Raw genomic sequence first — 21,355 nt, forward strand, 5'->3', positions numbered from 1 at the left:
TTTTTTTATTCGTCAATGCTCACTTCATATAAACTAGATCCCCCTCCGAATCCTGAGCGCATAGAATCTTCGCTTCCATTATCTGCGGAATTGGACTGCCATTCGTCGTCGGGAATTTCTTTGCCATTTTCTTTAATCCATTGGGTTACTTCAGAGCTGCCGCCGCCTCTCATTCCGCGTTCAGAAATAAGGAAATACTTCAATTGGCCGGTTGTTACGAGTTTTTTCAGTTCTTCAACGGAGTAGACGGGATCAGATCCAGAGAATCCTCCCATCGTAATCACGGATTCCTGTTCGTCTATAATATAAGGTGCTGCTGTTTGATAACTGGTAGTGGCAAACAGATATGTTTCTCCTGAATTGTTTTCTGTTAAATAGGTTAATGTTTGTTCATCTAATTGAGAGCCGTTCATTCCTCCGGGACCGCCTCCCATATTGGCGGAGCGGCTGACAGAATTGTTCTGTCCTTGCCCGGTAGGAGGCTGCTTTGCAGATGCGTCCCCTTGAGCAAAATCCTGATCACTTTGAGCTTGAGCATTTCTTGCGCCAAATCCTCCCATTTCGCCGCCTGTTGGTCCTGCCTGTGGAATCATGCTGTTCCCGCCATAGACGATTGGAGTAGCTGCCCAGTACAATGGTCCAATGAGAAGGGCCGTTAGAGCTGCAGCTGATATATAGGTTTTTATCTGAGGCTGCCGATCCTTACTGAAGACCAGCCATAAGGAGACACCTATTCCTAGAACTGCGACTCCTATTGACCACCCGTTTCCAATGACGTCATCATAAGGGTGGATGATATACCACTGGAAAATCGCAGTAATACACACAGCTGCAGGAAGCAGCCACGATTTCCAGCCTTCATTGGTTCGGTAATCTTGATAAAGCTTCACAGCACCTGTTCCAAATAAGGCAGCAATCGGTGGAGCAAGCATGATTAAATAATAGTGGTGGAAGAAGCCTGCGACGCTGAAGAAGACCATCCCTGGAATTAACCAGGCGAGCCAGAAAATGATTTCTGTCTGCTTTGCCGTCCGATTTCTAAATGAGAATCCGGCAAGTAGGCTCAGACTGGCAAAAGCAGCAAAAGGAATCAGCCAGCTTGCCTGGCCGGATAAAGCGGATTTAAAAAGTCTTAACGGACCTTTCTCTCCTGTCCCGAACATACCTCCTGCACCGCCGGGACCATTTCTCTGACCGCCCATTTGCTGCCCATTCTCCATGTCGGGTGGTCCAAAGCCAGCATTTCCGGCTGTTCCCTTGCCATTCCCTTGCTGGAAGTCCGGCTGTTCATTAGGAAGCTGCTGCATATCGTTTGTCGTGCCGTTATCACCTGGAGGCTGACCTTGTCCATCTCCGCCGCCTCCGGGTCCTTGCTGTCCAGTCAGCCTCGACAGGCCGTTATAGCCAAACGCAAGTTCAAGCACGGAATTCGTGTCGCTGCTGCCAATATAAGGACGCTGGTCATCTGGAATTAAATCAACAATTAAAGCCCATGATAGGGAGATCACAATCAGCACGGTAGTTGCCCCAGTCAGGATTCCGAGCTTCTTTTTCCAGTCCACTTTCGCGCCTAACAAATAGAACAGGTAAAAAGCGGGAAGAACCATATAGGCTTGGAGCATTTTCATATTAAAACCGATTCCGATAACAGCGAATGCAGCCATAATGCTCCATTTACTGCCACTTCTCACTCCTTTAAATAAAAGCAACGTCGCAAGCAGGAGGGTAAATACGAGCATGCTGTCGATATTATTCGTCCGGCTCACCGCGACAGCCACAGGTGTAACCGCCATTCCTAATGCAGCAAGCCGAGCTGCCATTTTCCCGAAGTTAGGCTTTACTAAGATGTAGAGAAGAATCACAGACCCAACTCCGGCAAGCGCTTGAGGAAGAATGACACTCCAGCCTTCCAGACCAAAAATTTTAGCGCTTATGGTTTGAATCCAAAAGGTAACCGGTGGTTTATCAACGGTTACCGAACCAGCGGAGTCGAGCGACCCGAAGAAGAAATTATGAAAGCTTTGCATCATACTTCCTACCGCAGTGGTGTAATAAGTATTGGCGTATTCATCGGTCCAAATTTTGTAACCATTTAAAAATAAGGAAAGCAGAACGATAAAAAACAGCGGAACATCTAAACGAGATTTAAAACGATTGATCATGACTATTCACTCCTATAATTCCAATGTGTTAATGAGACTGTACCTGTATTGTGCATGACCAAGCTGATTTGTCCTTTAAAACTAGCTGAAAGTTTGCTGAAAATGATATCCCCGGCTGTCAGAACCCTTTATAATAGGAGAAAATAGATAGGCAGGATTGCAGGAGCTGGCTGACATCTCTTGCAGGGGAAGGTTGAGTTAAATGAAATCAGAAATCAAAGTATTGCTTGTGGATGATGAACCACATATTGTTCAATTTCTTCAACTGGGACTTGAAAATGAAGGCTTTGAAGTGAAAACCGCTTCTGAAGGGATGTCTGCTGTCACGATCGCTAAAGATTTTCAGCCGCACATTGTCATCCTCGATATTATGATGCCGGGGATCGATGGTTTTGAAGTGTGCCGTATGCTGAAAAAGAATGGTCTACAGGCGTCTGTCATCATGCTGACCGCCAAGGATGAAGTCGACGATCGGGTGAAAGGGCTCACTCTCGGAGCTGATGATTACGTCATTAAGCCTTTCAGCTTTGAAGAGCTGTTAGCGCGAATGAACGCGCGGCTGCGTAATCAATTTCCTAATATGTTTGGCGAAGTCGTGTACGGGCCTTTTAAGCTTGATGACCGCCGCCGTGAAATTCTGTTTCAAAATCAAGTTCTCGTTCTGTCTCCAACAGAATACGAGCTTTTAAAATATATGATTTTGAATCATGGCATCGTCTTGAGTAAAGGAATGATCCTCGATAAAGTGTGGGGGTATTCATTTCAAGGAGAAGAAAATATCGTAGAAGTGTACGTGCGGGCACTTCGCGATAAGTTAAAGGACAAGGAACATCAGCTGATCCGAACGATTAGAGGTTCAGGATACAGGCTGGATCTGCCATGATAAAAAGATGGCTGGCTGCTGTCCGCCGCATGGCAGCACCAGGTTCACTCAGGTCTAAGCTTTTAACACGGATGCTGTTTATCCTTTCCTTTATCCTATTGATGATTGGCATCGTTCAATATTTAGTTATGAAGAATTTTTTATATCAAAATGAAGCAGAAACAGTAAGGGCTCAACTAATGTCCATGCCCGTGGAAATGATATTGAACGAGGCACCACTCCCCGATCCGCCTGAAGACGGGCGGTCGAGATTTCTAATGATTGAGGATTTTTCTTTGGCCCTTATTAATAAAGAAGGAACATACAGCAATCTATTGCAGGATAGTAAGCTTGCTGCTCCGGAACTCTCTGATGAAGCGATTCAGCAAATACAAGCAAACCTTCAGAAGCATCAGCCCATCGAACACGAGGTGGTACAGGATTCTGGAGGCAGGGAACAATTGATCGTTTTCAGACCAGTCATGCATAATCGTAATGGAGAAACTGGAGGCGTCATTCAAATGGGCGTGAGTACCTCTCGTTTGCAAAAGGTATTATGGCGCCAGCTGCTCACCTTTATTGTCCTCTCGATTTTAGCGTTTGCCGCAGGAATCGTCATTTACTTTTCTGTATTGAAGAGGACTCTTACGCCTTTGTCCGCCATGGTAGATGGCGTAAAAAAAATTAGTGCAGCAAACTTAAAGGACAGACTCCCTGAACAGCAAGGGCAGGAAGAAATTGACCGGCTGGCTGACTCTTTTAACGAAATGCTGGAGCGGCTGGAGGTTTCTTTTGAGCATGAAAAAGAAGCAAAAGAGCAAATGCGGCGCTTTATCGCAGACGCTTCTCATGAGCTTCGTACGCCGCTCACTTCTATTCACGGGTATTTAGAAGTACTTCTGAGAGGGGCGGCTGAAAATAAAGATCAGCTATACACAGGCCTCAATAGTATGCACGGTGAATCGCGGCGGATTATTAAGCTTGTCGAAGAATTATTACTGCTTGCAAAGCTTGATCGGAGGCCAGAACTTGATCTCGTTCCATCTTCCCTTACAAGGCTTGTCCTTGATATGGAAAATCAGCTGCATTTATTAGCAGGAGATCGACATGTTGACTTCCAAGTCAAAGAGGACGTCTATGTAAACATGGATGCAGATAAAATGAAACAAGTTTTGCTGAATCTTTTCCATAATGCTGTTCAGCATACGGACGATGCCCAAGGGAAGATTACCGTTTCTCTATCGCCTGTCCGCGGTCGTGCTGAATTAAAAGTGCAGGATAATGGACCTGGAATCAGCGAAAACAACCTTGACCATATTTTTGACCGGTTTTTCCGTGTGGAAGAATCCCGAACGAGAAAATATGGCGGGGCAGGGCTGGGGCTTTCCATTACGAAATCCATTGTTGAGGCCCATGGAGGAAGTGTACGTGTGACAAGTGCGATTGATCAAGGATCTACTTTTTCCGTCAGCCTGCCTTTAAAGGCAAACCTCAATTGACAAGGAAAGGATTAAATGCTAGTATTCCTTTAATCCATTAAAATCATCTCTTATTAAGAGCGGCGGAGGGACTGGCCCTGTGAAGCCCGGCAACCTGCCAGCGTTAAGCTGGACTGGTGCTAAATCCTGCAGAGTGTTTTTCACTCTGAAAAATGAGAGGCGCGCGGAAGCATAAACCTCTCTATCACAGCTGATAGGGAGGTTTTTTATTAGCAGCGCGTAAATAGGAATAACCAAAGGTGCTGTTGATCTTGCTGTAAACAGCTTAAAAGGGAAGCCGGTGCAAATCCGGCACGGTCCCGCCACTGTATATGGGAGCTGCCTGCAACACGTCACTGTCGATCTCGATGGGAAGGCGCAGGAAGTGATGATCATAAGTCAGGAGACCTGCCTGTTGGTGTTGGTCACTAAACCTACGAGGATAGGGAGGTGTTGTGAAAACAGGACAGGTCTGTGCATGATCAGGCCTTTTTCATAACAATCTCTCTTTGCGAAGAGAGATTTTTTTATGCTTAAGATTTTTTTATCATTTATTCACTTGCTTGAAACAGAATGGAGGCATATGGAATGAAACAATGGAGGAGTTCATCTCTTGGTTATCCACGTATTGGTGAAAGACGTGAATGGAAAAAAGCGTTAGAGGCATTTTGGGAAGGTTCACTTTCAGAAAATGAGCTTTTGACAGAAATGAAAGAACAGCGATTTTCTCACATTAACAAGCAGAAGGAAAAAGGCATTGATCTCATTCCCGTTGGAGATTTCAGCTTGTATGATCACGTTCTTGATACGGCGTTCATGTTCGGGCTGATTCCAGACCGATTCAAAAGCGAAACGGGAACGGACGACTTGGCGACGTATTTTGCCATGGCCCGTGGCAGCAAAGAAGCGGTAGCGTGTGAAATGACGAAATGGTTCAATACCAATTACCATTATATTGTTCCTGAAATAGACCATTTTGCTCCACGAGTCGCTCATAACCAGCTGCTTGATTACTTTTTAGAAGCAAAAAATGAGCTTCATGTAAAAACAAAGCCGGTCATCCTAGGTCCTTTAACTTTAGTTAAGCTCGCTAAAGGCTATCAAGAAAACGATTTCGCAAGCTGTGTGCGTCAATTGATTCCTCACTATATGCAAGTCTTTAAAGATTTGGAAGAAGCAGGGGCTGAATGGATTCAGGTGGATGAACCTGTAGTAAGCACGTCCATTTCTGACGAGGAAGTCGAGCTTTTGAAAGAAGTGTATCACGAAATAACAAGTGGGCTTTCCAATGTCAAACTTCTGCTGCAATCCTATTTTGAAGCGGTTGACCGCTACGAAGAAATCATCAATCTCCCGGTCGATGGCATTGGTTTCGACTTTGTGCACGATGAAGGCGCGAACTTTGCCCAATTGAAAAAATTTGGATTTCCTAAAGAGAAAGTGTTAGCGGCAGGCATGATCGATGGACGCAACGTGTGGAAGGCTGATTTAAACGATCGATTCGAATACTTAGAGAAGCTTGCTGAATGTGTTGATTCAGACCAGCTGATTATTCAGCCTTCCTGCAGCTTGCTCCATACCCCAGTTACTATTGAAACGGAAGATTCCCTGCCGCCGTTATTAAAGGGAGCTCTTGCCTTTGCCGATGAAAAGCTTGAGGAAGTAACCATACTTACCAAGGGACTGAATGAAGGAAAAGCAAGCATCGAACCGGTGATAGACGATCAATGGCGGCAATTGGACGCCTTAAAGCAGTCAGAAGAACGGAACCGCGGAGACGTCAAACAGGAAGTGTCCGATTGGAATACGAGAACTCCTGGACGCAAGCTTCCATACAGCCGTCGTAAGAAGGTGCACGAGGAATTTTTTCGACTTCCTTTACTGCCTGCAACAACAATTGGAAGTCTTCCCCAAACGAAAGAAATTCGTCAGGCCCGTTCTAAATGGAGAAAAGGAGATTGGGGTAACGAAGAATACAAAGAGTTTATCGAGAGAAACATTTCCGAATGGGTCTCCTGTCAGGAAACCATCGGTTTGGATGTACTCGTTCATGGAGAATTTGAACGGAATGATATGGTTGAATTTTTCGGAGAAAAGCTCGGTGGATTTGCGTTTACCCGTTTTGGCTGGGTACAGTCTTACGGTTCAAGATGTGTAAAGCCTCCAGTTGTCTATGGAGATGTCTATTGGAAAGAACCGATGACGGTTGAAGAGATTGCGTTTGCTCAATCCTTGACGGATAAACCGCTTAAGGGCATGCTTACTGGTCCTGTTACGATTACTAACTGGTCATTCGTCCGGAATGATGTGAGTAAATTTGATGTGAATAGACAGATCGCTTTAGCTTTGCAGAAAGAAATCCATGCCTTGGAAGAGCGGGATATTCATATGATTCAAGTCGATGAGCCTGCTTTACGGGAAGGTCTGCCTTTAAAAGTGGAAAAGCAGGCAAAATATTTAGCTGAAGCAGTGTACGCTTTTAAACTTACGACAACCTTAGCTAAAGATGAGACTCAAATCCATACCCATATGTGCTATTCGAACTTTAATGACATCATGGATACGATTGATCAACTGGATGCTGATGTGATTTCTATTGAAGCGGCTAGAAGTCACGGTGGTTTAGTAGCTGCTTTTGAGAACGACCATTACGACAAGGGAATTGGACTTGGCGTGTATGATATTCACAGTCCTAGAATACCACCTGTGGAAGAAATGGAAAAGAGTATCACCCGCGCTCTACAAGTGCTTGATCCCGAGCAGTTTTGGGTGAACCCGGATTGTGGGCTTAAAACAAGAAACATTAAGGAAACGGTAGAGTCTCTCAAAAATATGACCGAAGCTGCCCGTCTAAAAAGAGAAGAGATCAAGCTGACGAATTCGACGAAAGCCAGGTAGGCCTAAAGTATCGGAAACGCTTACAATGAGATGACAAAAACGGCAGGTTTATTACAGGAAATCAGTCCCTGTCCCTGTTTCCTGTTAAATTGGAGTATAAACCAGTTCAGCGGGAATATAATAACCGTAATCCAATTTAACCCTAGGAGGGGATCTCGATGATGTGGCTGTTGTTATTAATTCCAGCAGCAATCATTACAGTAGCGATCTACTTTGAAAAAAGAGGCAAGCGTGAAGCTCAGGAAGCGAATCTGTCAATGAAAGACAGGACTATGCTTGAACAGGATTATATTGAACATGGGGCTGGCAATGAAGCCTCCAAGCCCGAAAACCTTTAATAAAAAAATCATCCGTTTAGATATGAAAATAAACCAGTAGAGCTTAGTCTCTACTGGTTTATTCTGTGCCGTGTGGAAGTCCGGACAGCGAGCTCCGGGTCTAGTAAATAGGTTTGCTGGACATCAGTTTGGTCAATCATACGGAGCAAAATCGCGGCGATTTCTTCAGCGACTTTTTCAATTGGCACCCCGACACTGGTTACAGGCGGATCAAATTCCAGCATTTGTGGGACATGATCATAACTGGCTATAGAAATATCCTGGGGAACAGATAGACCTGCTTCATGCAACGCTTGAAACAGTCCTCGAGTCAAATCATAACTTCCGCTCAATATTGCAGTAGGCGGGGAAGCTGCTTGAATGATTTGTCTGCCCGCTCTATAGCCTTCCGATGCTTCGAGCCCATTTAATAAAGGGATCCCGCCAGACTCGATCCCTTTTCGAACAAGCATGTGCTGAAAAGTCTGTACCTTTTCCTGCTGCAGCGTATCCTTTTCACCCAGATTTCCGATATAAGCCATTTTTTTATGGCCAAGCTTTGAAAGATGCTCGACAGCAAGCTCAATCGCTTTTTTTCGGTTTACATCCACGACTGGAGAGACTTGATCGGATTGTGTTCCATAAAAAAGAATGGGAATGTTCGTATCCAGGGCCTCTAATTCAAACGGGCTGTTTGCCTGATCACGAAAAACCAGTATGGCATCTACTTGAAAACGCTGAAAGGTTTGGATGGCTGAATCGATCTCATTAATGGAAAGGACAGTCGTATATTGCTTTTCCTCGAGTTCTTTATTTACCTTTGTAATCAATGCGGATAGTGTCATCCGTTCCACTGATGGCCAAACCACTCCAACGACCCAGGATTTTTTTGATACGAGACTTCTGGCCGCAATATTCGGCTGGTACCCTAGTTCTTCTGCGATCGCCATGATTTTGTTTTTCGTCGGCTTCTGAACAAGCGGGCTGTCTCTGAGTGCTTTAGAAACGGTGGAATAACTTACCCCCGCTTTTTTGGCTATATCTTTAATGGTAACTCCCATAAAGCTCCTCCTGCATTAATAGTGATAAAAATTAGAATAGTCATTGACAATTATAGCTTAACTTTATATGATTTAAAATAACAACGTTGTTTTCAGAATATTTTTTTAACAGTTAATAACAACGTTGTTATTTAGAAAGGAGGTAACCTGTGGACTTACTGGATAAAAAGCTAGTTCTAACACGTAAATTGAAGCATTCCTCCATTCAACCCGTAGACTCTCTACCTGAAAAAATTTTGCAGTTTGGTGAAGGGAATTTCCTCCGCTGCTTTACGAATTGGATGGTACAGCAGATGAATGATAAAGGAGTATTTAACGGCCGAGTCGCAGCGGTTCAGCCTACTCCTCATGGACGAGTCGTGCCAAAGCTTGAACGTCAGGAAAATCTTTATACGACGATTCTCCAAGGATTGGACAACGGGAAAGAAGTGGAAGAGGTTGAAGTAAACTGCTCCATCTCCCGCAGTATCAACCCGTATGAAAATTGGCAGGAGGTTTTAAATACTGCAGCTTCTGATGAACTGCAATTTATTTTCTCTAATACGACTGAAGCGGGACTCTCTTATAGCAGAGAAGAGTATGATCCTTCCCAGTCTCCGCTGTCGTTTCCAGGGAAAGTCACTGCCTGTTTATTTCATCGCTACCAATGCAAAGGGAAAGAAGAGGCACCAGGTCTTGTAGTTATCCCTTGTGAGCTCGTCGAAGACAATGGGACGAAGTTGAAAGAAATCGTATTGACCATCGCTGAAGACTGGCGTTTACCAGTTCCGTTTAAAAAATGGGTACAAGAAAGAAATACGTTCTGCAACACACTTGTAGACCGGATTGTGCCGGGATATCCAAAGGAACATGCACTGGATTGGGAACACCGGCTAGGTTATCATGACGAGCTTATGGTTACAGGTGAGCCTTTTCATTTATTTGTCATTGAAGCTGATCAGGAACTTGAGGATCTTCTGCCCTTACAACAAGCGGGGTTAAACGTTAAGTGGGCCAAAGTTCAGCCTTATCGAACGTTGAAGGTAAGCCTGTTAAATGCGCCTCATACGATGATGTTTGCGGCAGGCTTTTTATACGGACTTAATACAGTGTATGAAGCGATGAAGGATCCTCTACTTAAGGATTTCGTGAGCGAGGCCATGGAAACAGAAATCATGCCTTATTTATCTTTTGACCGTGATGAAACGATTCAATTCAGTGAAGCTGTCATCGAACGATTTCAAAATCCTTATATTAAGCATTACTTAACTGATCTCGGCTTAAATGCGGTAAATAAATTCAGAGCGAGGGTTCTTCCTTTGTTTCAGAACTATTATGCAGAAACGGGTCAGCTCCCTTCCTTCATGAGTTATGCTCTGGCAGCCATGTTTGTCTATTATAAACCAGTGTCTGTAGAAGAAGGTCATTTTACAGGGGAGCGTGAAGGTGTGGCGTACAAGGTTCGTGATACCGAAGCAGCCATGAACGCCTTTATTCATTTCTGGGAGAGCTCTAAAAAGGGAATTTATATAGAATCCGTTCGTCAAATCCTTGCCCGGACTGCCTTATGGGGGGAAGACTTAACTCGGTTCCCTAACCTTGCAGAGCGTATACATGAGCACATTGAATTGATGCTCCGCCTAGGAGCACAGCCCGCCTTGGAGGAATTAATGAATAAGAAGGAAGTAAACAAATAGGGAAAGGATGGTCCTTGTTGAAGAAATTTATGGATGAACGCTTTTTGTTAAATAATGAAACCGCTGTCCGGTTGTATGAAACCTATGCAAAGGATATGCCGATCATTGATTACCATTGTCATTTAAGTCCGAAAGAGATTTATGAAAATAAACCTTATCACAACATTACTGAAGTATGGCTGTATGGCGATCATTATAAATGGAGAGCAATGAGAGCTAATGGCATGGAAGAAGCCTATGTTACAGGGGATGCAAGCGATTATGAGAAGTTTTTGGCGTATGCCAGGACGGTTCCGATGACGGTTGGCAATCCGTTATACCATTGGACTCATTTAGAACTCGAGCGCTATTTTGGAGTAAAGGAACTGCTCAATGAAGAAACAGCTCCTGCAATTTGGGAAACTGTAAACGAAAAGCTTCAATCAGAAGGATTTTCCACCAGGGATTTCATTACAAAATCCAAAGTGGAAGTCGTATGTACTACTGATGATCCCACAGATTCCTTGGAATATCATCAACTTCTTAAGGAAGAAGATCTTTCGTTTCAGGTGCTGCCAAGTTTTCGCCCGGATAAAGGACTGGAACTAAATAAGGAAGGGTTTAAAAACTGGGTCGAAAAGCTTGGAGAAGTGTCACATATACCCATTCGCAGTTATGAAGACTTTTTAGCTGCTCTGGAATCAAGAATCGAATTTTTCCATGCTGTCGGAGGAAGAGTATCGGATCATGCTTTAGATACGATGATGTTTGCCGAGACGACTATGGAAGAAGCCTCCACGATTTTCAAACATGTGATGACAGGAGCAAAAGTCTCTAAAGAAGAAGAAGCGAAATATAAATCCTTTACCCTTAAATTTTTAGCAGAGCGTTATGCTTCGCACGGATGGATTATGCAATTTCATATTAACGCACTGAGAAATAATAATTCCCGAATGCTCGCTGACCTTGGCCCTGACACCGGCTATGACAGTATGAACGACGAACCGATTGCGAAACCGCTTGTTCATTTACTCGATTCTTTAGAAAAAGGTCACAGTCTGCCTAAAACTGTCCTTTATTCTTTAAATCCCAATGATAACCCGGTTCTCGCCGCCATTACAGGAAGCTTTCAGGGCGGAGGCGTGCCCGGGAAGATTCAATTCGGTACTGCCTGGTGGTTTAACGATCATAAGGAAGGCATGCTCAGTCAAATGAAAACACTTGCGAACATCGGGCTGCTCAGCCGTTTTATTGGAATGCTGACAGACTCCAGAAGTTTTCTCTCCTATACACGCCATGAATATTTTAGAAGACTATTTTGTGACTTATTAGGCGAATGGGTTGAAAAGGGCGAAATTCCTAATGATGAAGACCTTCTGAAGCAGATTGTGCAAGGTGTTTCCTATGAAAACGCTAAGCAGTACTTGGGCTTTGAGGAAATCTCCGTCAGCAGCTCTTCAGCCAGTCCATCATCATCCAGTCTCTAGGAGGTAAACAATGAAAGAAGTAGTACAAATAAATGAACGGGATAATGTCTGGGTTGCACTTAAAGATTTAGCAAACGGAGAAAAAGTACGAATAGGCGACCAGGAGATTGAAGTAAAAGAGTCCATCCCCCAGGGACATAAAATGGCGCTGAATGCATTAAATAGAGGCGATCAGGTGATTAAGTACGGTTTTCCAATCGGCCGCCTGACAGAAGACGTTGAAAAAGGAGGATGGGTTCATACAACGAATACAAAAACAAACCTGGAAGGAGTCCAGGAATACTTGTATTCCCCAAACTTCAAGGAGAACCCGTTTCAAAATCAGCATTTAACTTTTCAAGGCTACAAGCGTGATGATGGACGTGTTGGCATCAGGAATGAATTGTGGATCGTTCCTACGGTCGGGTGTGTAAATGGAATTGCAGAGTTAATGGTCAAGCAATTTAAAAGTGAAGTCGGCGACATCGCTCCTTTTGAAAATATCCATGTGTTAAAACATAACTATGGATGCTCACAGCTTGGAGATGATCACGAAAACACGAAAACCATTCTTGGAAATGCCATCAACCATCCGAATGCAGGAGGAGTACTTGTGTTAGGGCTCGGATGTGAGAATAATAACATCTATGATTTAAAGGAATCGCTTGGGGAGTTTAATGAGGATCGTGTAAAATTTCTAGTATCGCAGGATGTTTCTGATGAAATGGAAGCAGGCGTATCTTTGCTTCATGAAATCTACCAAAGCGGTAAGCGGGATAGACGGGAGGAAGTACCTCTATCGGAATTAAAGATAGGGCTGAAATGTGGAGGCTCAGACGGTTTTTCTGGAATCACAGCGAATCCCCTGTTGGGCAGGCTCTCGGACTTTATGGCTGCTCAGAATGGAACGACCGTGCTCACAGAAGTTCCTGAAATGTTTGGAGCAGAGTCTTTATTAATGGAAAGAGCCGCTAATGAAGAGGTTTTTAATGAAACGGTACAGATGATCAACGATTTTAAGCAGTATTTTATCCAACACAACCAGCCGATCTATGAAAATCCTTCCCCTGGAAATAAAGACGGGGGGATTACTACTCTTGAGGATAAGTCACTGGGCTGCACTCAAAAAGCCGGCACCTCAACTGTACAAGATGTGCTGAAATATGGAGAGACTTTAACGACGAAGGGTCTGAACCTGCTGAGCTCTCCAGGAAACGATCTTGTTGCATCCAGCGCGCTTGCGTCGGCTGGTTGTCAGCTTGTCTTATTCACAACAGGAAGAGGTACACCGTTTGGCTCTTTTGTACCTACAGTAAAGATTTCAACCAACTCTCAAATCTACGAAAAAAAGAAGCATTGGATAGATTTTGATGCAGGAAAACTCCTTGCAGATTATGATCCAGATGAACTTTTGGATGAATTCATTGAATACGTCATCCAAGTCGCAAATGGGAAACCAGTGAATAATGAGATTAATGATTTCAGGGAAATCGCCATCTTTAAATCAGGCGTTACCTTATAATGGAGCTATTCTCGCCTTGTCCTTTCCGGACAGGGCTTTTTTATGGAATCAAAAGTACATAGGCTGACGTTAAACCTTTAGTAGAGCATAAACCTAAAGAGCGTGTTAAACTATATGGATTGATACTAAGATAGGGTGGATAATAGGATGCTGCAGCGTATAAATATGATTTTGCAAAAGTGCATGCCGTTTATTACTCCTGCAAGTGTTGTGATCGGCGTCATTTTTTCAGCATGGCTCAAAGAATTTGTGTTTCTAGTACCGTGGATCTTTGCTGTCATGACTTTTTCAGGGAGTCTGAATTCAAATTTCAGTGATTTAAGAAAGGTATTGAGACAGCCTTTGCCGCTGCTCGCCTGTCTCCTGGTGTTACATTTAGTTATGCCGCTAATAGCTTTAGGAATTGGTTCTTTGCTTTTCCCAGGGGATTCCTATACCGTTACGGGACTTATTTTATCCTTTGTTATTCCTACAGGAATCACCAGCTTGATTTGGGTGTCCATTTACAAAGGTCATGTCGTCTTAACCCTTTCTATTATTTTGGTGGATACACTCCTAGCTCCCTTTGTGGTCCCGTACGTACTGAAGATTTTTGTAGGAACCTCTGTGGAAATGGACGTACTTGCCATTATGTCCGGGCTTTTCTGGATGATCGTACTTCCTTCTTTACTAGGGATGCTCATCAATCAATTTGCTAAAAAGCAAACATCGGACAAGCTAAGTGCGGCATTCGCTCCTTTTACAAAAGTGGGAATAGGTTTAGTTGTAGCCATTAACAGCTCGGACGTGGCACCTTTTTTAAAGGAGGTCAATGGAAAGTTACTGCTTATTGCGGTTACCGTTTTTGGAATGGCTGTACTTGCCTATGGAACAGGGTTTATCACAGGCAGATTATTAAAGCAAAGCTCTCCTATCGTTGTTTCGCTTACGTACAACAGCGGGATGCGGAATATCAGCGGAGGGGCAGTGATTGCGATCACTTATTTCCCTCCGCCAGTAGCCGTTCCTGTTATTGTCGGAATGCTTTTTCAGCAGATTTTAGCTTCGTTTACCGGCTTTTTCCTGTCCCGTAATTTGAGGGCTGCAGAGAGAGCTGCTGTCGAAACATCATAGGAGCTGGCTGGCAAATCAGGTTCAAATGTGTCGGAAGTTCTTTTGTAAGAGAGAGGCGAACAATTATTAGACCTCAGTATCCATAAAAAAAGCTCGTAGAAAAACCATAGGTTTTTCTACGAGCTGAGGACCGGGAATTCCGGTCCTTTTTTCTATAAGTTCAGGACAAACAGCTTGTCCCGTGTCATAGATTCGATACTTCTGCGAATACCTTGAGATCCCAGGCCGGAGCTTTTCGCACCAATGAAAGGAAAGTGATCCGGTCCTCTTTCTGTTTTTGCATTCAGCTGTACGGAACCGACTTCTAACTGTGAACCTAATTTAATCGCTTTTTGAGTATCTTTAGTAAAAATACTTGCCTGTAATCCGTATTCAGATAGGTTGGCTAATTTAACCATTTCCTCTTCGTTTTGAACTCTTATTACAGGAAGTACTGGTCCAAAAGGTTCCTCCCAAGCCACCCGCATGTCTTCGTTAACTTGATCGAGAAGAGTGGGGTGAATAACATTTGCTTCCCGCTTATTTCCTGTGACGGCATGAGCTCCCTTCTGCAAGGCTTCATCGATTAATTCTTCCACGTAATCAGCAGCTCTTGTGTTGATGAGAGGAGAAATATCCGATTCCTGCTGGTAATCCCCAACGGACAGGTTATTTATGGCTTCTTTAAGTTTCTGTACCAATTCCTCAGCAACTTCATCCTGAACAAGTACTCTTTTTATAGCTGTACATCGCTGTCCTGAATAAGAAAAAGCGCCACTGACGATTTGTTTCACTGCAAGGTCTAAATCAGCATCTTTCAGAACTAACGCAGGGTCTTTTCCGCCTAACTCAAGGACTACCGGCACCATTTTTGTTTGTTGGGAAATAGCTTGTCCTGTTTGTGTACTTCCCGTAAACGTTACCATGTTTATCTTTGGATGAGTGACAAGAAAATCACCGATCTCTGAACCCTTCCCTGTAATAAGCTGTACGGTCCCCTCTGGAAGGTCCGTATCATTCAAAGCTTCTATCATTAACTTACCACTAAGACTTCCTTGAGAGGCAGGTTTGAAGACCACAGCGTTTCCTGTTATAAGAGCGGGAGCAATCTTAGATGCGGCCAAGTTGACTGGGTAATTGAAAGGAGAAATGGCTAATACAACTCCTAAAGGTTCCTGTTCAACCATAGCAAGTTTCGAAGACGGCCCGCCTTTAAAAGAGTCTCCCCGCATTAAATCGCCATGGGATCGAAGTCCCTCTTCAGCTGTATAACGAATAAGGTCAGCCGTACGCAGGACTTCTTTCTTCGCAGAAGACATCCCTTTCCCTACTTCATGTGAAATCATATCTGCAATTATCAATTGTTTATCGACCAAGTTGTCCGCCCATTGATGAAGAATTCTCGCTCTCGTATGAAGATCAATTTCCTTCCAATTTTTTTGCACGTCCGATGCCTGATCAATGGCACGATCCACATCTTCCTTACTCATGAGACTGATATTACCTAGACGAGCTTCCCCTGTGACTGAATATACATCCCTTACGTTTTCTTCTACCGTATGCTTAATAGTGAATTCACTCCTAACATATTATTTGAAAATTCTGATTTCTAATTATAAGTGACAAAATAAATTCCATCAAATCGTATAAACAGCCTAACAACGTTGTTAAACCGCTTACATTGAACTGATTCTTCTTCTATATCCGTTTAACGCGTTATTTCATTAAAATATAGGGAAGTGAATTTTGTTCTTTTCGACTCGTTATGGCATAGCTATATTAGCGGTGAGTATATGAAAATGATTCTCATATTCATTGACAAGGGTTTCCTAACCTCATAAACTAGAGATTGAGTAAAAATATTCTTAAATACTTACAATAAATTCTAATTCATGATAAAAACCAACAGCTTAATAGAAAGTGTGCTTAAAGGAGAGATCGATTGTATGGATACACTGTTGGCAAATGATCTGACCCTTGGTTATGGAGATCAAACCATTATTGATTCATTAAATATCAGCATTCCAAAAGGAAAAGTGACTGTACTTATTGGTGGAAACGGCTGTGGTAAATCAACTTTACTGCGGTCACTTGCTCGTTTATTAAAGCCTAAGTCTGGTCAGGTTGTATTAGACAGTGAAGATATTTCCAAGCTGCGTACGAAAGAAGTAGCAAAGAAAATGTCGATCCTGCCGCAAAGCCCTACAACTCCAGAAGGTTTGACCGTATATCAGCTCGTAAAACAGGGGCGGTATCCGTATCAGGGAATTACGAAGAGATGGTCTGACGGGGATGAAAAGGCTGTTAACCATGCGCTGGAGGATACTAACTTGATGGACTTGCGTGAGAGAACAGTAGATTCTCTATCCGGCGGACAGAGACAGCGTGCCTGGATTGCGATGACGCTTGCTCAAAACACAGATACGCTGCTCCTTGACGAACCAACTACTTATTTAGATATGACCCACCAAATAGAAATCCTGGATCTCCTCTTTGATTTGAATCAGAATCAAGGACGAACAGTGGTTATGGTGCTTCACGATATTAATCTCGCTTGCCGATACGCAGATCATATTATTGCTGTGAAAAATAAAACGGTATTTGCACAAGGAAGACCTGAAGACGTAATTACGTGTGATTTAATGCAGAATGTGTTTGAAATGAGATGTGATGTCAGAGAGGATCCACTATTCGGAACTCCAATGTGTATCCCTCATGGGAAAGGCCGCTGCCTTATTAAAGCAGCTCAGCAGGAAGCTAAGAGTCAGTCAATTGGATAGAAATAAGGAAAGAGGATATCAAGCAGCTGATATCCTCTTTTTTGTATGATTTTAAAAAGAGATGTTCCATTCAGCTAGTCAAATGGTATCATGTGTATACACACACAAGATTGGATGAGTATAGGTGAGGCGATAAAAGTGGTGAGGATGGACGAAGTACTTAAGGCTCGATTTAAAGACGCTTCAGGACAGGTCCCTGGTGAAGATATTCTGCATTTTTTGATGGACGGCGTCTCAGATTTTATTTTCCTTATGGAAGTTAAAGGAGAGTCCTTCAGGTACACTTATGTTAATCATGCAGCTGAAACATACCATAAAATAGGTCAATCGAACTGGTCGGGGAAAACAATAGAAGATATTCTTGCACCGAATTATGCGAATCAGCTGAATCAAGAATATTTAAAAGTTTTACGATCAGGAGTTCCAGGAACTTACGAGGATAAAATAGTGGTAGACGGGACTGAATTTTTCGGTCACACCCTTTTAACACCCTTAAAGGATGAAAATGACAGGGTCACCCATGTACTGGCCATTACCCGCAATATTACTGAATTAGTCAGTAAGGAACTTGAACTGAAACGCATGAACGCGAAATTTAAATCCCTGATGAAGCATACGGCAGATGCTATATTAATTGTCTCGCTGGATGGGAAGACACTTGAGGTTAACGATGCTTTTGAAAAATTGTACGGGTTTCATGAACAAGAATTGCAGGAGACAGTATTCCCGTTTATACCCGTCAGGTATCTTCAAGAAGCTTATGATCTTCTACATAAAGCTATAGATGGAAAAGGAACAGCCGCTTTTGAAACCGTTCGTCAACATAAAGATGGGACTCAATTGGATGTCGAAATAACGGTATCCCCGATTCACGGAGAAAGTGGGGAAGTAATAGCAGTCAGCTCCATTATTCGGGACATCTCAGAATATAAGAAAGCTGAGGGAAGACTAGCCGCAAGCCGCCATCGTTATCATGCGCTGTTTGAATACAATCCTCAACCCATTCTAAGGCTGACGATAAATGGAACCATTCTTAAAGCGAATCCGGCGTTTCTCAAGATGATGAACCTTACAGAAAAAGCACTATCTTACAAATCCATTTTCTCCTGGATTCCTGATTGTGATAAAAATAAGGTGAGAACTTATTTCGAAGGAAAACATTCGAATGAAGCTGTTTTCCAAACGAATTTTCATATAAACGGGGAGAAGAGGAATATTCGAGTTTGTTTAGTCCCGATAATACTGGAAGACAGGCGTGTATCGCTTTACGCGATCATGGAAGATACCACAGATCAAAATATAGTGTTAAATGCACTTGAGGAAAGTGAAGAAAGATTTCTGTTAATTGCTAATCATTCCCGCGACCTTATTGCAGTTCTCACTCCAACCGGCACCTTGAAATATGCATCTCCCTCTCATGAAAAATTATTTGGTTTTGACCCGGTTCAAGCAACGGCTGAAAAAGTTATCGGGAGGGTTCACCCAGAAGATTTCCGTTTCGTAAAAGAGGCTTTTATAGCTTTCCAGGAAGGGAAGACCTCTTTTTCCTTAAAGGTTCGTTTGTTAAAGAAGAATCAGCAATGGATTTGGCATGAATGCCGAGGAACAGGAGTTTTTGCTGAGGGAAGCGTAGCAAATATTGTGCTGGTTGCCAGAGATATTTCTTCACAAGTAAGCTATGAAGAGAAATTAAAGGAACTGGCCTTCTATGATTATTTAACAGGTCTTCCCAACCGCCGTTTGTTTGAAGATCAGGGCAGGTCAAGGTTGAAACAGACAGTCAATGGTAAAGCTGCCTTACTTTATTTAGACGGAGATCAATTTAAAGAAATAAATGACCAGCTCGGGCATGATGCAGGGGATGACTTTCTCAAAATGGTAGGAACTCGGCTGCATCATTGGGGCGGGAAAGCGATCTTGTCGCTCGTATAGGCGGGGATGAGTTTGCAATTCTCTTATTCGATGTACCTGGTACAGACTACGTTCAGCAAAGAGCGGAGCAATTATTGCAGATCCTGCGCCAGCCTTATCATTTGAAACAAAGCATCATTGCTTCCTCGTTTTCTATAGGTGCTGCAAGTTTTCCGTCGGACGGCCGATCGCTAGAGGAATTATTCAGGCTGGCTGATCAGGCTTTATACTATAGCAAAAAGCAAGGCAAAGACCAGGTTTGCCTTTATGAAGAAATGAAGGATGGCTGATGGCCATCCTTTTTTATGCATCAGAAACTTCTTTTAAGTTGTGAAGAATATAAGTGGGTTCAATCCCTAACTCCGGCCATTTCTCCTCACCACGGTTAACCCAGGCCGTATGAAAACCGAATTGAGCTGCTCCGGCAATATCCCAGGGGTTACTGGAAAAGAAGAGGATCTTATCTTTATTTTCATCCAAGTGGTCCTGTGCGTATTGATAAGCCTGTTTGTGAGGCTTATATATTTTTGTGTCATCTGCACTTAAGAGCTCGAATTGAGAAGAAAGCTCGTTGAAATCGAGTAAAGGCTTCAGCATGTTTCTTGTGCCATTTGAAAAAATTGTCAACTTTTTCTGAGGATACTGTACAGCAAGTTCCTCTACTTCTGGATAAGGCTTTAATCTTTTGTATTGTTCCATAAACACTTGTATTTTTTCAGGATCTGCTTCGATGCCGCTGAACTGCAGGGCATCGATTAATGCCCGCCGGGTGATGATATCAAACGACTCGTATCCGTCTATCAATTGGCGGACGAGAAAGTAATGGATCTGTCGCGTTCTCCACTCCTGACTAATTGCTGTGCTGTAATCTGGATAATACTCATGAATTTTTTCCTTAACCGAATGCACGTCAAACAATGTGCCATATGCATCAAAAACATAAGCGTGTTCGTTCATGTCTGCTCAGCTCCTTTCGTTGCGGAATTTCCCTCTAACACAGCTGTCTAAACGAGCGATCGACTGGGATTAATGGGCAGAAAAGGAGGGAATGGGCTTACTGATCGTTTACTAAAATGGAAGCGGAAGGATTAAACTTCTCTAACACAGGCTTTTGTTCACAAAAAGTTCATGACCATAAGTTGCCTTTTCCGTTCTCTCTCCTTTGGTTTTCATGATATCATTTGTAATGGAGAAACTAGGGTTATTCCTGATTTTAAATAGAGAAAGGGTAAAACCATGAAGAAATTTTCAATTTTAACTACTTTCGTTACGTTTTTGGCATTAATCCTTGGAAATGTAGTTGTTGCTACAAAATCCGGTGATGCCTGCGGAACGACCTGGCCGGTCTGCAAAGGATCAGTGATTCCGGACTTTACGAATTATCATATGATTATTGAGTATTCCCACCGGTTAATGGTTCCATTACTGGTGTTCTTAACAGTCATAAATGCAGCAGGAGCTATCTATAAATATCGCAAAAATCGATCTGTCCTTATTTTAGCCTTATTAAGTCTTGGTCTGCTTGTTTTACAATCTTTAGTTGGCGGATTTAATGTCCTGCTCGGGACGCCGCCTGGATTTACTACGCTCGATGTAACGTTCAGCCAGGCGTTATTGTTAGTGCTTGTGTTACTCAGTTACAGTCTTCACAAGGAAAAAACAGTGGTTCCCCAGGCAAGCAGGGAAGCCGTGACTATGAGCTACAAGGCCTTTTTAGTTGGCTACTCCCTCTATTTAGCCCAGATTATACTAGGTGCATTTTTCAAGCACAGCCGTGCGAGCAACGTGCTATTAGATATTCCTGCTGTAGAATATTTAGTGAAGAATGCCAATTTGGCTAATATGATTTATTCACTGCACTGGGTTGCTACAGTAGTGATCTTTGTTGCTGCCTTATGGTTTGTGATTTACGCAACAAAGTTCCGGTATCATCTTACGCTTGCGTGGCTGTACTTTATCACGATCCTTTTAAATGCGGTTGTTGGTTTTGTCATAGTGATCACAGGAAATATTATTATCGCCTCTTCTCTTCACATGATCATCTCCACCATCACCATGGTGATTGGTGCATCGATCCTGGGAGGCTATTGGTTTAAAATGCAAAGAAATCCCAGATAACATGTAAAGCCCTCCGCTAAAGAAGTGGAGGGC

General features: G+C 43.1%; 14 protein-coding genes, 1 pseudogene and 2 riboswitches. Of the genes and pseudogenes, 11 read left to right on the top strand and 4 right to left on the bottom strand.

Annotated elements, in window-relative coordinates; all coding sequences use genetic code 11:
• Window positions 1–5: 5 nt before the first annotated feature.
• Entirely contained in the window at window positions 6–2,162 is a 2,157-nt protein-coding gene (locus MUN89_RS07805; protein WP_244712705.1) for a glycosyltransferase family 39 protein, read from the bottom strand.
• A 202-nt stretch (window positions 2,163–2,364) separates the two neighbouring features.
• Here MUN89_RS07805 and MUN89_RS07810 point away from each other — a divergent pair, with 202 nt between their 5' ends.
• The 4 genes from MUN89_RS07810 (at window position 2,365) to MUN89_RS07825 (ending at window position 7,738) form a co-directional block, all read left to right on the top strand.
• Window positions 2,365–3,045, top strand: coding sequence for a response regulator transcription factor (locus MUN89_RS07810; protein ID WP_244712706.1), 681 nt, complete (start codon window positions 2,365–2,367; stop codon window positions 3,043–3,045).
• A complete protein-coding gene (locus tag MUN89_RS07815) occupies window positions 3,042–4,523 on the top strand; it encodes a sensor histidine kinase (protein WP_244712707.1) in 1,482 nt (493 codons plus the stop codon). The genes MUN89_RS07810 and MUN89_RS07815 overlap by 4 nt, the downstream gene beginning before the upstream one ends.
• 47 nt (window positions 4,524–4,570) lie before the next feature.
• A riboswitch (SAM riboswitch) is annotated at window positions 4,571–4,682 on the top strand.
• 61 nt (window positions 4,683–4,743) lie between these two features.
• Window positions 4,744–4,932: riboswitch (cobalamin riboswitch) on the top strand.
• 158 nt (window positions 4,933–5,090) lie between these two features.
• The gene (gene metE, locus MUN89_RS07820) at window positions 5,091–7,400 is read left to right on the top strand and encodes a 5-methyltetrahydropteroyltriglutamate--homocysteine S-methyltransferase (RefSeq protein ID WP_244712708.1); all 2,310 of its coding nucleotides are present in this window, start codon (window positions 5,091–5,093) and stop codon (window positions 7,398–7,400) included.
• Between the two features lie 158 nt (window positions 7,401–7,558).
• Window positions 7,559–7,738 (top strand): hypothetical protein, encoded by a 180-nt coding sequence (locus MUN89_RS07825; protein WP_244712709.1) that lies wholly within the window; start codon window positions 7,559–7,561, stop codon window positions 7,736–7,738.
• A gap of 50 nt (window positions 7,739–7,788) precedes the next feature.
• Here MUN89_RS07825 and MUN89_RS07830 read toward each other — a convergent pair whose 3' ends face one another.
• Window positions 7,789–8,778, bottom strand: a complete 990-nt coding sequence (locus MUN89_RS07830) for a LacI family DNA-binding transcriptional regulator (protein ID WP_244712710.1) — start codon at window positions 8,776–8,778, stop codon at window positions 7,789–7,791.
• Window positions 8,779–8,927: 149 nt separating this feature from the next.
• Here MUN89_RS07830 and MUN89_RS07835 point away from each other — a divergent pair, with 149 nt between their 5' ends.
• The 4 genes from MUN89_RS07835 to MUN89_RS07850 all read left to right on the top strand — a co-directional run bounded on the left by MUN89_RS07835 (window position 8,928) and on the right by MUN89_RS07850 (window position 14,534).
• Window positions 8,928–10,454, top strand: coding sequence for a tagaturonate reductase (locus MUN89_RS07835; protein WP_244712711.1), 1,527 nt, complete (start codon window positions 8,928–8,930; stop codon window positions 10,452–10,454).
• 29 nt (window positions 10,455–10,483) lie between these two features.
• Entirely contained in the window at window positions 10,484–11,920 is a 1,437-nt protein-coding gene (gene uxaC, locus MUN89_RS07840) for a glucuronate isomerase (RefSeq protein WP_244713635.1), read from the top strand.
• Between the two features lie 10 nt (window positions 11,921–11,930).
• A complete protein-coding gene (locus tag MUN89_RS07845; protein WP_244712713.1) occupies window positions 11,931–13,421 on the top strand; it encodes a UxaA family hydrolase in 1,491 nt (496 codons plus the stop codon).
• 147 nt (window positions 13,422–13,568) lie between these two features.
• The gene (locus MUN89_RS07850) at window positions 13,569–14,534 is read left to right on the top strand and encodes a bile acid:sodium symporter family protein (RefSeq protein ID WP_244712715.1); all 966 of its coding nucleotides are present in this window, start codon (window positions 13,569–13,571) and stop codon (window positions 14,532–14,534) included.
• Between the two features lie 152 nt (window positions 14,535–14,686).
• Here MUN89_RS07850 and MUN89_RS07855 read toward each other — a convergent pair whose 3' ends face one another.
• Complete coding sequence (locus tag MUN89_RS07855; protein WP_305852452.1) at window positions 14,687–16,081, bottom strand: NADP-dependent glyceraldehyde-3-phosphate dehydrogenase; 1,395 nt, start codon at window positions 16,079–16,081, stop codon at window positions 14,687–14,689.
• 378 nt (window positions 16,082–16,459) lie between these two features.
• Here MUN89_RS07855 and MUN89_RS07860 point away from each other — a divergent pair, with 378 nt between their 5' ends.
• Window positions 16,460–17,293 carry an ABC transporter ATP-binding protein gene (locus MUN89_RS07860; protein WP_244712716.1) on the top strand — a complete coding sequence of 278 codons (834 nt, stop codon included), beginning with the start codon at window positions 16,460–16,462 and terminating at the stop codon, window positions 17,291–17,293.
• A 252-nt stretch (window positions 17,294–17,545) separates the two neighbouring features.
• Window positions 17,546–19,494: pseudogene (locus MUN89_RS07865) on the top strand (PAS domain S-box protein).
• A gap of 13 nt (window positions 19,495–19,507) precedes the next feature.
• Here the strand turns inward: MUN89_RS07865 and MUN89_RS07870 are convergent.
• Window positions 19,508–20,161: a haloacid dehalogenase type II gene (locus MUN89_RS07870; protein ID WP_244712718.1), complete on the bottom strand. Its 654-nt coding sequence runs from the start codon at window positions 20,159–20,161 to the stop codon at window positions 19,508–19,510.
• Between the two features lie 279 nt (window positions 20,162–20,440).
• On the opposite strand from MUN89_RS07870, the gene MUN89_RS07875 reads away from it, so the two are divergent.
• The gene (locus MUN89_RS07875) at window positions 20,441–21,322 is read left to right on the top strand and encodes a COX15/CtaA family protein (protein WP_244712720.1); all 882 of its coding nucleotides are present in this window, start codon (window positions 20,441–20,443) and stop codon (window positions 21,320–21,322) included.
• Window positions 21,323–21,355 lie beyond the last annotated feature (33 nt).

This window comes from Halobacillus salinarum (assembly GCF_022919095.1).
Classification (GTDB): Bacteria; Bacillota; Bacilli; order Bacillales; family Halobacillaceae; genus Halobacillus_B; species Halobacillus_B salinarum.